This window comes from Chelativorans sp. AA-79, assembly GCF_029457495.1.
In the GTDB taxonomy this organism is placed as follows: domain Bacteria; phylum Pseudomonadota; class Alphaproteobacteria; order Rhizobiales; family Rhizobiaceae; genus Chelativorans.
This window is the reverse complement of sequence record NZ_CP120361.1, coordinates 4,760,567-4,772,936: the sequence shown is the minus strand read 5'-3', so window position 1 is coordinate 4,772,936 and position 12,370 is coordinate 4,760,567. Positions and strand designations below refer to the sequence as shown.

Genomic DNA, 12,370 nt, shown 5'->3' with positions numbered 1-12,370 from the left:
TTTCTGTTATCCCGGAGCATCGAAAGATTGGTCCCCACAGGCATGCAATAGCGCAAGCGATTCGTTCCCAACCTACATATAGCAGAGTGCTTTCGGCTAGTCGTGCGATGCTCCTCTTCATCGACTGTTAAGACTTAACTGCCGCCCTCGCCTCCTTCTCGCCTGCCGAACCCTTCACCCACTGCCAAGGCGTGCGCGGCTTGTGCATCTTCGCGAGCTCGGGGAATTTCTTCGCATCACGCACGGCGGCACGCAGGCGCTCGCGGCACTCGCGCGGGTCGAGCTTCAGTTCGGCGCAGAGCTGCTTGAGGGTGATGATTTCGGGGGTCTTGTCAGTCATCGATCGTCTCCTATTAGTTTTGCAGACGATCTTCCTATTAAGATGACCGATACGGGTGTGTCAGGGAAAATCCCAGGTCACTTCCGGCGAATTGCGATCACAGCTTCGGCCTGGGCGACGGCAGCTTGCAGATCATCATCGGTCATCACGGCTGCAGCAGCGTTCAGGCGCTCGACCAGGACAGCCCGCGTGCCCTTTTCGGTGCCTTGCTCATCGAGACCGAGCAATAGGTTCGGCGTCGAGTTCAGGACTTCGGCAATCTTCAACAGCATACCCAAATCGGGCTCGTTCCGCCCGCTCACGTAGTGCGCGTAACGGCGTTCGCTTAGTCCCACACGGCGGGCCACTTCGGCATTGGACAGGCCAAGCTCTTGGGCGCGTCGCCTCAAATTTAGGGCGAAGATCTCCATGCGGAACAAAATGTTCCTGACAGCCTGACCACGTCTATGTAGGATATGTTCTACCTTCGCTGAACTTTCTCTGTGGTATCGCAATGCACGCAATTCTTGATTTCGTCCGATCCTATCCTGCCGTTCCGGCATTCACCGTGCTCATCGGCGGCGTCGCGATCTGGCACGTGTGGGACTTTCGCCTTCGGCCACTGCTCATCCCCAAGGCCGAGATCAGCGCGCTCGCGGACGAACTAGTAGCGAAATACGGCCCTCGCGCCGAGGAGATGGCCTACGCCGAGGAGGATCGGGCGTGGCGCTATTCCGACGTCTATGAGCAGGGGAAATGGCGGCGTGTCCGTCGTGAGCTGTGGCGGCGGTATCGTCGGGGCGAATGGGAATAGCGGCTGCCACCATCCGAACCGCCAGACAGATATCCGCGCACGCGGCCGCGTTGCGTTAGGCCGGGAGCCGGTAACCAGAACAAACAGAACGCCAAAAGCGCGTGCGCGCACGTTGCATGAGCCAGGAGCGCGATATCGCGCTGACGCCGAGGTCACCTACTGGTGACGGCGAAAACGCGCTCACGGGTCGATTTTGAGCGATTTCGACGCCCATATGTTACCCAGCGGAGGATGTTCCCGGCCTGTTCGCGTCGGAACGATTGAAACTACTTGATTTTCAAGCGCTTCTCTCGACCTGACAGCTTGATCATAAATCCGCGTGTCGGCCTGATCGTGCCTGTGGATCATATCGGGAACGTCCGCCTGCCGCGTCGTATAAGCGCGCGTACTGGGGGCGATGCGCTTTCCAACTTTCCCCTCATATATATGCCGAGGAAAGCCGGAAAGTGGGAGCGCGCCAGCCTTGACCAGCGCGCCGCCTGATGTTCATTCGAAGGACTCGCCGGGAAACAGCGCGGCCAAATGCACTTTGCCCTTCTCGGTAACCGTGATGGCATCCTTACCCACCTCCACCAGCTCGTCACGGCGCAAATAGCGCATGTGTTTGCTGATGGCGGCCGGCTGGAGGTCGAGCGCCTCGGCCAAATCCTTCTGCCTCGCGAACGGCGCCGAGGCGTCACCATGGGGACCATAATAGATGCTGCGCAGGGTGGTGTCCTGAGGGCCGACCTTGCGCGCCTCCCCATAGTCCCAGTCGAGCAGCCCGTCTCCGCCCATAACGAGGTTCAACGTGAGATGGTCGGGTTCGGGACTGACGCCGCGCGTCTTGGTGAATTCGAGGTCGAAGGCTGCCCCTGATCCCGACGGCTCCGAGGACGGCAACAATTTGATCGTGGTGTCCAGTAGGTCCTCGAGCCGGGACGCGCCGCGCTGGTCACCCGACTTGCTCGCGTGGTGGACCACAAGGATGGCATAGCCCTTGTGGCGCAAGCTCAATAGCCAAAGCAGGATCTGGTCGAGCGCCGAATTGTCGTTCTCCTCCACCCCCATGCGCAGCGAGGAGAGGTTGTCGAGGATGATCAGACTCGGATTGCGGTCCTGCTCGGCCATGCGCTCCAGCATGGCGGTGATCAGCTCCCGGTCTTCCTCGCGGTTGATGTTGAGGGCGTGGAAGTCCCGGTGCATGATCTCCGAGGGGAGGATGTCGATCATGTCGATGTCGTCGGCCCCAGCCGCCTGGAAGCGCTCCTGCAGCATGGACAGCGGCATCTCGCCGTCGATGAACAGGACGCGCCGCGCTTCCGGCACCTCATAGGCGAGGAAGTCGGTGCCGAGGGCCACGGCCTTGGCCATGGTGATGCCGACCCAAGTCTTGCCCAGCCCGCGCCGGGCGTAGAGCAGGTTGATGCTGTTGGCGGCGAGGAACGGCGCAACGATCATCTCGCGGGGCGGGATTTCCATGGCCGCCAGCGCCTTTGCCGACAGCAGAAAGTTGACGAGGTTCTCGCCCACGGGCTTGGCATCGCGCACCAATGCGGAGACATCGACGCCTTCGGGCACCTCGTCGGCCAGGTCCCAGCCCCTGGGCAGCACGTCCGGTAGATCGACGATTCTGACCGACGCGGCGCCCACCACGCGCAATTCGCGGGCGATCGCATCGGCAGCGGCAAGGCCCGGATCATCGGCGTCCGGCCAGATCACCACGTCGAAGCCCATGAGCGGCGACCAGTCCGACTTGCGCACTGCATTGGCGCCGCCGTGCCATGTCAGCACCACGTGAGAGGGGAAAATGTCGGCGGCGGCATCGGCGGCCTTTTCGCCCTCGACGATCAGCACCGGATCATCGTCGGCAAGGCCGAGGTCTTCGAGGTTATAGAGCGGCCTCGGGTGCGCGAAATCCGCCATGCGCCAGCAGATGCGGCCGAGATCGTCGCGCCACGGTGTGATCTGGAAGAAGCGCTTTCCCTTTTTATCATCGAACCTCACGGTGAATCCGATCCGGCGCCCCCGCGTGTCCGTGTACGGATAGACATGATCGGGCTCGCGTCCGCAGATGTCCTCGAAGTCGGGATCGGGCGTCTTGCTGCCGACGAACCGCACGCGGCGCAGGCCATCCTCCTCGGCTTTCGACCTCTTGGGCCTCGTCTTCGGCGCACTGGCCGAGACGCCGAGCGCATTGAGCGCCTCGGCGACCTCCTCGAAGCTGCAGCCGGCATGGCAGTAGGCGAGCAGCTTGCCCCGGTCGCCTTCGCTCACGCTGAGGCTGTTGCGCCTGTCGTCATGCGCCGGGCATCGGGCGGTGAAGCCGCCATCCGGCTTCCATCGCACGTTGTCGAGCACACTGGCGGCATGGTCGATGCCGGCCTTGGAGAAGTTGACGGAGACGATCTTGGATTTCATGGGACGTCCTTTCCTGTGTCGCGAAAAGGACTCCCATCTACTATGCGCGCGGACGGTGTGGGCGGGAGTTAATCGGCGCCTTTGCGTCCCAAAGCAAGCGCACTCATCGGCAGAAGTTTCCAAGTTTCCTCGGCATATGTGTACGGAAAGTCGGAAAGTGCGAAGGGGGAGGAAGGGCGGCCCGAAGGCCACCCCCCAAAGATGTTACCGGTCCCGCGCGGCCATCCAAGCCTTGGCCTTCGCCGTGATGCCATCATGCAGCATCTTGACCTCCGGGCCGCCGTAGTTGGCCTTGTGATTGATCGACCACGGGACGCGCAGATAGCTGTCGAGATGGTGTGTACCGAGCATACCGCCATATTCATGGATAAGCGCCTCCAGCCGCGCGACCGATGCTTCCACGGGAATGGCCTTGCCCCAGTCCCACACCGCCTGATAGCGGCCCGGTGAGGTCTCCCAATAGGCGGCGGGCACCGGGTCATAGGCGGTAGGATGGACGGTCCCGGTGTCGAAGCCGCCGAAACGCGTCGGCTCAAAGCTGCCATCAGGCCGTCGTGCACCGAGCTGAAAGAAGAGTTCGAAATCCTCCACCGGCTGCTCCTTCATGAGCACCTCTATCAGGAAGTGGGCATAGAGTCGGAATTGCGAGATGACGCGAAGGCCGGCCGTCCATTCATATGTCATGAGCGTGATCTCTGACTCGTCCAGACAGCGCGCGAAAAGCGCGAAAATGAAATCGGCCGCCTTGGTGGCGTTGGAGTTTCCTCCGCCGTCTCCTGCTTTCTCCTTCTCACGGGCCGTCCTGACCTGTTCGCGGAGGGCGCCTATTTCCACGACCTCGGCCTTTTGCTTGCCGCCGTTCGGGCGAGCGCCATCATTCTGAGAAATCTCAGTCATTGCACATCTCCAATGTTGGTGGGGGTGAGGGGCGCTCTGGCCCCTCGATCAGTGAGGATCGGCGTAAACGTGCCGGCTGCGTTCCTCGGCCCGCTCGGCGAGCCAGGCGTGCACCTCCGCCGCGATCCATGCGACGCTCGTTCCGGCGAGACGAACGCGCCGGGGAAAACGCTTGTCGTATTCCCAACGAAGCAGGGTGGTGTCGCTCACGGTTATGCCGAGGGCTTTGAGGTCCGCACGGGAAAGCAAGATCTTGGATAGTGGGGGCGTTCGGTTGGCCCCGTCTGATGTGGGTGGGATATAGAGCATGTCAGCCTCCTTTCATTACAGAGGCCATCCATCTATCCCACGAAATTCAGCTCTGCATCGGATTCAATCCGCCCCATTGCGTCCCAGCTTCACGCCAAGCACCTTCAAAAGGGCCAGGATTTCTCGGATCGCCTCCAACTCCGGCAGAGTACCATCTTCGATTTCCTCGACTTGAAGCAGGTCGCCAAGCGTATAGTCGCCATTCTCGACCTTCCGTTTCAGTCGGCGGTATGCCGCCTCGTCAGAATGTCGGGAGGCTTTGGGCGTCCTTGGGTCCCTGGCTGCCGCAATCGCCATCGCCCGTAAGCTTTTCAATTTGGGCGACGGCGGAGCCTCTTCCGCGTATATTTCGCCTTTCAGGCGGGCACGGGCAGCGAGTAGCTCGTGGGCGAGCGTGGGGCCGCTGTCTTCAAGCGCGGCATGGACCATCGCAAGCATTGCCCTGTCATCGTTGATCGGCTCGCGGCCTGCCTTCTGCTTGATGCCGAACAGCGCCTCCTTCGCTTGCGCCAAGCGTTCCTCGCGGGAGGCTGCCGCATCCGCCGCTTCATAAGCGTCGATGATTGCCAACAGCAGGATGTCGATGAGCCGGGCATTCATCGTCTAAAAGTTGTTCCTCTTATTAGGTTAGGGCAACGGCCTCGGCGCCTCTGGAGGCATGATGCAAGATCTTGATGTCGCGGGCTACGAGTCTTTCGACATGATCAGCCCACCGCTCCAACGCCTCGCGCTTTTCCTCCAGATACGCGTGGCGATTGTAGACGGCGGCGACGCCGGAGACGATACCCGTCTTGTGATTGAGCACGGCCTCGATGATGTGGGGCTGGATGCGCATGATCGCCATATTGGTGGCGACGGTGCGCCGGATGTCGTGGAGCCACCAATCCTCGGCATCGAGACCGACCGCATCCTCGAGCCGGCGCTTGAGGCGCCCAAAGCCCGAGACCGCCGTCTTGCCGGTTGTCGTGAACACGAGGTCCGAGCCGAGGAAGCGCGGGACGGATTTCAGGATGTCGACCGCTAACGGCGCCAGCGGCACGATATGCGCGTTGGCATTCTTGGCGCGCTTTGCTGGGATCGTCCATGTACCCTTAGCGAGATCGAGTTCCGACCAGCGCATGCCCGCGACCTCGCCGCGCCGTTGGCCCGTGAGGATTAGGATTTGCACGAAGGCGGCGAAGGGGAAACCCTCGGCTACGGCGGCATTCCAGCAGGCGGCGAGTTCGCCGTCGGTCAGCACGCGCTCGCGCGCCACTTCCTTCGCAGGTGCCTTCAAGCCGGCAATGGGCGAGACCTCGATCATGCCGCGGTCGACGCACCAGCTCATCACCTTCTTGATGGCGGCCAGTGCCCGGTTCGCCCGCGTCGGCGTCCCGTTCGCAACCATGCCGTCAAGCACGCGCACCACGTCGGCCCGCTTGATCTGGTCGATCGGCTTCGTATCGAGCGTCGAGAACTTCGTGAGGATGCGCTTGGTGCCCTGCCAGTCGCGGTTGCGCGGCTTGGCGTAGAGGTCGATGAACTGGGGGATGACATCGCCAAGCGTCGGTGTCGGCGCCTCAGACGACCCAGGAGCGCTCTCGGCGTATTTGCCGAGGGCGATATCGCGCAAAGTGCTTTGGGCCTGCTCACGGGCATCCGAGAGCGAAATGACCGGGTACGTGCCGAGCTTAATGCGACGCAAGCGCCCCTCGACGCGTATCGCCAGATACCAGACCTTGGCCCCTGTAGCTGACACACGAATATGCAGCCCCGGCACGAGGGTGTCGCGCACCTCGTAGCGCTTGCCCTCTGCCGGCGGCAATGCATCGATCAGTTTCGTGGTCAGCTTCTTGCGCATGATGCGTTCATCGCATCATTGCTGTCGCTCTGTCAGGGTATGATTTGGGGCAGGATGAAGGTCGGTGCCGCAGGCTGAGCTGCTACTTCTCTTCAAGATACCCCGGCCCATATGCCTCCTTCCAACTGCCGGTGGTTGCGAGGGTCACTACGTTACTCACTGCCTCTTGGAGACGAGTGCCGGGGTGCCTCCTGTGCGCTGCGAGCAGTTCGTTGGCATATTGCTGCGCAACTGTCTGGGTGCCTTCGACACCGAAGAACTTCAGCATGACCGAAATGTGACCTTCGGCCAGCGTCACGATGGGATATGAGTCGGCTGCGTCAGCCACACGGTTAAGTTCGCGCAGCGCCTCTATCGCTTCATTGAGCAGCGGCTGGGCATCGTCCCAATTCGGGGACATCGAAGCGATAATCATGAGTTGCTGGGCATAGGCGTGTTCGATTTGCGGGGAATTAAAAGCTTCGCGCGCGGTCTTCAGTTTTTCGCGCGCTTCCGTATGCTTGCCGAAATCGCGGAGCGCAAGGCCATATTGGAGCCAATAAAGGCCATCAATATGAAATTTCGTCTCGAATGCTTCGTAAACAGATCGGACTTTTTCCTCATCGTTGCGCATCATCTCCTTTACGAAGCGATGATTTATGATTGATTTGAAAACGACACCATCAGCCTTTCCCACATGCTTAATTACCGGGGCCTCATAGTCAGAAAAGGCTTCGAGAACGGCGATGAGGCAATCCTTGATCATCGTTGTTGGCACGACTTTTTCAAATAGCTCGCGAACATATACCGGGTGTCGCGCAGAATACTTCTTACCGTCGGTCACTATAATGCCCTCGGTCTCACGCGATAAGACATTGACGTCTTCTGCGATGCCGAGGTTAGAAAGGGCCGTTCCTACAATGTGGGAACTCAGCGTCGATCTGTGAATGCTCGCCAGGCCGACAATAGTAAGAAATTTTTTGTGCCGATCATCACCCACACTCTTGAAATCGTTGTCGATGATTTTCGTAAATCCGAGGCCGGTCGTTGCTTCCATCAAGCCTATGAGGAGTTGCCGATCTGCCCTATTGTATATTTCTGTGACGCGCTGCTCCGGCGCCATCTGCTGCAAGCGCGTCCAAGGCCCGAATTTCTCCAGCTTTTCTAGTATCCTTCTGGCATCTGCCTTGCGAATCTTCTCGACCTTAAACACCTTGGAAATGACAGGCTCTACCGTGGCTTTCACCCGTCTGTTCCAGATGTTGAGCCTCTCCGAAGCGACGATGCAAACATGCCTTGTCTGCGGGCCCTCTAACAGTTCTGCAACCTCGTTGTGCATCGCCTCCATCTTGTCGATGAACAAGTAGAACCCCGACGAGTTGATCTGCTCCAACGCAACGACGACCTCCTTAAGATCGCTGACCGCCTCTCTCAGAAAATAGATGGGTGTGTTCGAGACTTTGCTGAGGTGCAGCGCAGTGAGCATCAGCGCAGTACTTTTGCCGGATCCGGCGGGCCCAACCAAGGCTATACACTTTCTAGCTTCGTACCCTTCTTCAACAAGCTTTGAGAAATCTTGAATAAAGGCAAGTTCGGCGGGAATACCATCAAGTATGTCAACCCAGCGCGGCTTATATCCCTTGTAAAACTCACGGATTGCTCCAAGGGCGTGGTCGGAGCCGGATCGTGGAAGGATATCTGCGCTTACGAGCGTGACACTATTTAGAGCGCGCTTTTGTGGTTCGGTGAGCGCTCGATTGATGTTACGCAACTCTGGACGCCGTGCGGTGGCAAGCTCCCATCCAGTTGGACGTTGTGGCAATTCGCGGCTGAGCCACTCCGCGAAATCCTTGAGTGTACCCGGCACGTGGATGAGATTGAGGCTGCCGAGGTGATGTTTGTCGATCTCACTTGCAGAGGGGGTTATCACATAACCTTGTAGCGGCGCTCTTTTTACTATCGAGCGCATCTCTGCCATGGCATGTTGAAAGAGCGGTTCGTTTAACCTGCTGCCTATGAAGACAAACGTGTAGTTGCTATGATTTTGACCTAGCTCGCGATACCAAATGGGGAGACGATTTGAACCCTCGCCGTACTCTTGGGGCGAAAATATGAAGCCGTCTTCCGGTCGATCAGCCGAGCCATTTAACTTAATGAGCTGGACAGTTTTGAATATCGGATCAATTTCTTCGAGCGGGGAATTTCGTGCAAAGACCTGAACATTCTGCATTCCCGATTTGCGTAGCGCTGTCTCGGCGCAGTCATCGATATTCAGCGTAAAAATGCGGGACCAGGGAAATGACGCAAGAGTTTGCAGCTCCGGCGAAGGCTTCGTGTTGGTCAATCGCGTTCTTAGAAACGAATGGAGTCGCGCAGAGTCGGTCGCGTTGATTGCCGAGTAGACTGTGCTGAGGGCCTCGCCGTTGTAGCGCCATCCCATCAAGTCGGCGAGCTCCTTGGCAAGATCATCACCCATCGGTAGTTCGATCATTTCCGAGTCGCGCGATCCGGAGGAGGCGCCGGCGCCAAACAGAAGCATTAGCCGACCATTCAAATAGGCATTCTTTATTTCAGCCAACATTGCATGCTCCGGTTCGTCGTGCCGCAACCAAAGGTATTGAGTACTCACAACAGCTTACCTAATGGCAAACTAGCGGAAATCGCGCTGTGCGCGAAGGTTTTCATGTCCAGATTCGGCTTGTGAAGGTTGCGCACTCTGGGGCTGGGTGTCACATGGGAGTCAAGAACACTGCGCTTGAATGGATGGGACTGAATGCTTTCGGGGCGGATTGATGACTCTTTACCAAACGGCATCAATTCTCTACTGCGTCAGCATGACGGAGCCTGTGGCCATTTGTATGGTTTCCCAGCCCGACTGAAAATCCGCGTGTCGGTGGTTCGATTCCGCCCCTGGGCACCAAGTACCATAACCTATTGAAATGGTTTAGTTTTTGTTTCTTCCTCACCGGAATCGCTCCCGTGGGGAAAAGGCAGCGTGCTCGCTCTGGCAACCGGCACCTGTGACCCGTTGGAGACCGACATTGTCAGCGTTGCAAATGACAGAATGCGCTCCCATGTCAGTCATTGTCCGCGAGCGTGACACCGCTTGAAAGCAGAAGTTACTGAGACGCTAGAGCACGTCCGGCTTAATCCGGGTCATATCCAGCAGCCCTGAAGTAGTTTGCGCATTCTGCGGGAGTGAACTGGTCGAGGAGTGCGCCAGCGGTATCCCAGAGCGCTTTGATGGTGCGCTCGGCTTTTGCCCGCAGGAGCGCTTTGAGCTTTGAGAAGGCATTCTCGATGGGGTTGAAGTCCGGGCTATAGGGCGGCAGGAACATGAGGGTTGCACCGGCTTGCTCGATCGCGTCGCGGACGCCTGCTGCCTTGTGTGCCGGCAAGTTGTCCATGATGACGACATCGCCGCGCCTCAGGGTGGGGACCAGGACCTGCTCGACATAAGCGAGGAAGACGGTGCCATTCATGGCGCCATCGTAGACGAAGGGCGCGGTCATGCCGGACAGGCGCAGTGCGCCGGTGAAGGTGGTGGTTTTCCAGTGCCCATGCGGCATGCCGGCTCGGCAGCGTTCGCCGCATGGCGCGCGACCCCGCAGGCGGGCCATCTTGGTGGACAGGCCGGTCTCATCGATGAAGACAAGCCTGGCAGGGTCGAGGTCGAGTTGGCCTTCGAACCAATCCTGCCGGCGCTTCAGGACATCAGGACGGTCCTGCTCCAATGCATGCGCGGACTTTTTTGAACGTCCAGCCCCGCCCGCGCAGCCAGGCGCTCAGGGCACTGCGGCCGATACACACGGAGCGCTCGGCTGCGAGCCGCTCGACCATCTCGTTCAGCGTCACGTCCTTGTTCGCCTCGATCATGGCAACAACGAACGTCTCGTGCGCATCCAGGCGTGAGCCCCGCGGCTTGCCCTGACGCCGCGCCGAGCGTTCCCCGTTCTCACGCGCCCGCCTGATCCAGACAATTGCCGTCGAAACGCCGACGCCAAACCGTGCCGCGACGGAGCGCGCCGAAGCGCCTGCCGCTGCAGCATCCAGAACCCGCATCCGAAGATCCTCACCGTAAGCTCGAGCCATCGCCATCTCCTGCAACGGCGACGGTGAATCATAAAACCCAATCCGTGTCATCAACGCTACGACTCGGAGTTCAACGGACGTGCTCTAGATTGGTCCCCAGTTATCAGCGGAGGCGGAGAAGGAGGGCCGTGTACCCAGCCGCCTCCGGTATGCTCCAAGTGCGCTGCTCAGTTCGATGTCATCGCGCACAGCCCAGTCGAGGATGTAGAGTGCAGCGGCATCCGCTATGCCAAAACGCCCCAGCAGGAACGGGTTGTCGCCAAGCGTCGTCTCGATCTGCGCCAATCCATTTCTTACCTGCTGACGGCCGTGGGTCTGCAGCGCGGCGTGACATGCAGGATCGTCCACGAACTTGTGCGGCATCCTGATGAATGTGCGACCGCGCATCTGCACCGAGCCGACGATGAAATCCAATGCCTCGAGCGTGCGCGCCTGCGCCAGGAAATCGTTCGCCCATAGACCCGCCTGCGGAAAAGCCAGAATGCTATTGTCTGGAATTCGGTCAGCACCTCGCCGGTGGCGAGCCGAGGAGCCGGAACCTTTCCCTTGGGATTGAGGCTCAGATTGGCTTCGGTTCTCTGTTCGCCGGCGAGGACATTCGCCACGGAGACGCTGTGTTCGGCCCGATTTCATTGAGAATGTAGAGGATGCCATTCGAACAGCTTCCCGGCGAATGAAACAGGGTGAGCATTGCATGTCTCCAATCTGTGCCTTGGATGGCGGTCGCCTAAGACGAGACTTCGCCAATCGTGAGGACGAGCTTTCCGAAATGATCGTTTCGTTCCAAGGTGCGGTGCGCTTCGCCAACGTCTTCGATGTCGAAGGTGGCGTGAATGTGCGGGCGCAGCCGTGCTTCGCAGAGTAGCGGCAGGACGTCCCGCGCGAGCCGCTCGGCAATGGCTGCTTTTGTCTCGGGAACCAGCGGGCGCAACGTCGAGCCGACTAGCATCAGCCGCCGGCGCAGTACCGGTTCGAGATTGACGGTCGCGCTCGCACCGCCCTGAAGCGATATCAGTGCGTAGCGCCCGTCCGCGGCCATGCACGCCAGATTGCGGTCTGTGTAGTCGCCGCCGACCATGTCGAGAACGACATCGACACCGCTGCCGCTGGTGAAGGCCATGACCTCATCGACCCATTCGCCAGCCGACGAGTCGATCGCCAACGCGGCTCCTGTAAGCCGGCAGAAAGCGGCTTTGTCGGCACCGCGCGAGGTCGTGATCGCGGTTGCGCCGAGACTGTTCGCCCTCGCTATCGCGTAAGATCCGATCCCCGACGATCCGCCATGGATCAGGACGGTCTCTCCTTCTTTCAGGCCGGCTCGCATGACCATGTTGAATTCGACGGTCATCGCAACTTCCGGGAATGCGGCTGCTTCGACGCACTTCAGGCCTTCCGGAATCGGCATGACGTGCCGGGCGTCCGCCGGGCAGAACTCGGCATAGCCGCCGCCGTGAACGAGCGCCATCACCCGGTCGCCCCGCTGGAGGGTGTTCACGCCGCTGCCGACTTCGGCAACCACGCCCGCCACCTCCAATCCCAGGATAGGGCTGGCGTCCGGCGGCACCGGATAGCGACCGAGACGCTGGGAGACATCGGGACGATTGACCCCGGCAGCGCTGACCTTGATGACAACTTCGTCCCGCCTCGCGACCGGCCTGTCGGCGGTGCCGACATACAGGACGTCCGGACCTCCGGGTCTATCGAAACGGACGGCGCGCAT

The 12,370-nt window shown here is 59.8% G+C and carries 12 protein-coding genes; 1 reads left to right on the top strand and 11 read right to left on the bottom strand.

Annotation, left to right across the window (positions count from 1 at the left end):
* Window positions 1-127: 127 nt before the first annotated feature.
* A complete protein-coding gene (locus PVE73_RS23240; RefSeq protein ID WP_277364520.1) occupies window positions 128-340 on the bottom strand; it encodes a hypothetical protein in 213 nt (70 codons plus the stop codon).
* Between the two features lie 77 nt (window positions 341-417).
* Window positions 418-750 carry a helix-turn-helix transcriptional regulator gene (locus PVE73_RS23235; RefSeq protein ID WP_277364519.1) on the bottom strand — a complete coding sequence of 111 codons (333 nt, stop codon included), beginning with the start codon at window positions 748-750 and terminating at the stop codon, window positions 418-420.
* Between the two features lie 83 nt (window positions 751-833).
* On the opposite strand from PVE73_RS23235, the gene PVE73_RS23230 reads away from it, so the two are divergent.
* Window positions 834-1,133, top strand: a complete 300-nt coding sequence (locus PVE73_RS23230; RefSeq protein WP_277364518.1) for a hypothetical protein — start codon at window positions 834-836, stop codon at window positions 1,131-1,133.
* Between the two features lie 486 nt (window positions 1,134-1,619).
* Here the strand turns inward: PVE73_RS23230 and PVE73_RS23225 are convergent, their stop codons facing one another.
* The 9 genes from PVE73_RS23225 to PVE73_RS23185 form a co-directional block, all read right to left on the bottom strand.
* Window positions 1,620-3,533 carry an AAA family ATPase gene (locus PVE73_RS23225; RefSeq protein WP_277364517.1) on the bottom strand — a complete coding sequence of 638 codons (1,914 nt, stop codon included), beginning with the start codon at window positions 3,531-3,533 and terminating at the stop codon, window positions 1,620-1,622.
* 204 nt (window positions 3,534-3,737) lie between these two features.
* The gene (locus tag PVE73_RS23220; RefSeq protein WP_277364516.1) at window positions 3,738-4,430 is read right to left on the bottom strand and encodes a DNA-primase RepB domain-containing protein; all 693 of its coding nucleotides are present in this window, start codon (window positions 4,428-4,430) and stop codon (window positions 3,738-3,740) included.
* 48 nt (window positions 4,431-4,478) lie between these two features.
* Window positions 4,479-4,739, bottom strand: coding sequence for an AlpA family phage regulatory protein (locus tag PVE73_RS23215; RefSeq protein WP_277364515.1), 261 nt, complete (start codon window positions 4,737-4,739; stop codon window positions 4,479-4,481).
* Between the two features lie 63 nt (window positions 4,740-4,802).
* Window positions 4,803-5,339: a hypothetical protein gene (locus PVE73_RS23210; RefSeq protein ID WP_277364514.1), complete on the bottom strand. Its 537-nt coding sequence runs from the start codon at window positions 5,337-5,339 to the stop codon at window positions 4,803-4,805.
* A 22-nt stretch (window positions 5,340-5,361) separates the two neighbouring features.
* Window positions 5,362-6,579 (bottom strand): site-specific integrase, encoded by a 1,218-nt coding sequence (locus PVE73_RS23205; protein ID WP_277364513.1) that lies wholly within the window; start codon window positions 6,577-6,579, stop codon window positions 5,362-5,364.
* A gap of 82 nt (window positions 6,580-6,661) precedes the next feature.
* Entirely contained in the window at window positions 6,662-9,139 is a 2,478-nt protein-coding gene (locus PVE73_RS23200) for an SIR2 family protein (protein WP_277364512.1), read from the bottom strand.
* A 565-nt stretch (window positions 9,140-9,704) separates the two neighbouring features.
* Window positions 9,705-10,650, bottom strand: a protein-coding gene (locus tag PVE73_RS23195) for an IS630 family transposase (protein ID WP_246249038.1) whose coding sequence is annotated in 2 segments (ribosomal slippage) — window positions 9,705-10,311 and window positions 10,310-10,650 — 948 coding nt in all. Because the reading frame shifts where the segments join, the coding sequence is not laid out codon by codon here.
* A gap of 84 nt (window positions 10,651-10,734) precedes the next feature.
* Window positions 10,735-11,064 (bottom strand): glutathione S-transferase C-terminal domain-containing protein, encoded by a 330-nt coding sequence (locus PVE73_RS23190; RefSeq protein WP_277364511.1) that lies wholly within the window; start codon window positions 11,062-11,064, stop codon window positions 10,735-10,737.
* 313 nt (window positions 11,065-11,377) lie between these two features.
* Complete coding sequence (locus PVE73_RS23185; RefSeq protein ID WP_277364510.1) at window positions 11,378-12,370, bottom strand: NAD(P)H-quinone oxidoreductase; 993 nt, start codon at window positions 12,368-12,370, stop codon at window positions 11,378-11,380.

Bases quoted from the DNA above. Each gene is read 5' to 3' on its own strand.
- PVE73_RS23240 (WP_277364520.1), bottom strand. From the start codon at position 340: ATGACTGACAAGACCCCCGAAATCATCACCCTCAAGCAGCTCTGCGCC.
- PVE73_RS23235 (WP_277364519.1), bottom strand. From the start codon at position 750: ATGGAGATCTTCGCCCTAAATTTGAGGCGACGCGCCCAAGAGCTTGGC.
- PVE73_RS23230 (WP_277364518.1), top strand. From the start codon at position 834: ATGCACGCAATTCTTGATTTCGTCCGATCCTATCCTGCCGTTCCGGCA.
- PVE73_RS23225 (WP_277364517.1), bottom strand. From the start codon at position 3,533: ATGAAATCCAAGATCGTCTCCGTCAACTTCTCCAAGGCCGGCATCGAC.
- PVE73_RS23220 (WP_277364516.1), bottom strand. From the start codon at position 4,430: ATGACTGAGATTTCTCAGAATGATGGCGCTCGCCCGAACGGCGGCAAG.
- PVE73_RS23215 (WP_277364515.1), bottom strand. From the start codon at position 4,739: ATGCTCTATATCCCACCCACATCAGACGGGGCCAACCGAACGCCCCCA.
- PVE73_RS23210 (WP_277364514.1), bottom strand. From the start codon at position 5,339: ATGAATGCCCGGCTCATCGACATCCTGCTGTTGGCAATCATCGACGCT.
- PVE73_RS23205 (WP_277364513.1), bottom strand. From the start codon at position 6,579: ATGCGCAAGAAGCTGACCACGAAACTGATCGATGCATTGCCGCCGGCA.
- PVE73_RS23200 (WP_277364512.1), bottom strand. From the start codon at position 9,139: ATGTTGGCTGAAATAAAGAATGCCTATTTGAATGGTCGGCTAATGCTT.
- PVE73_RS23185 (WP_277364510.1), bottom strand. From the start codon at position 12,370: ATGCGCGCCGTCCGTTTCGATAGACCCGGAGGTCCGGACGTCCTGTAT.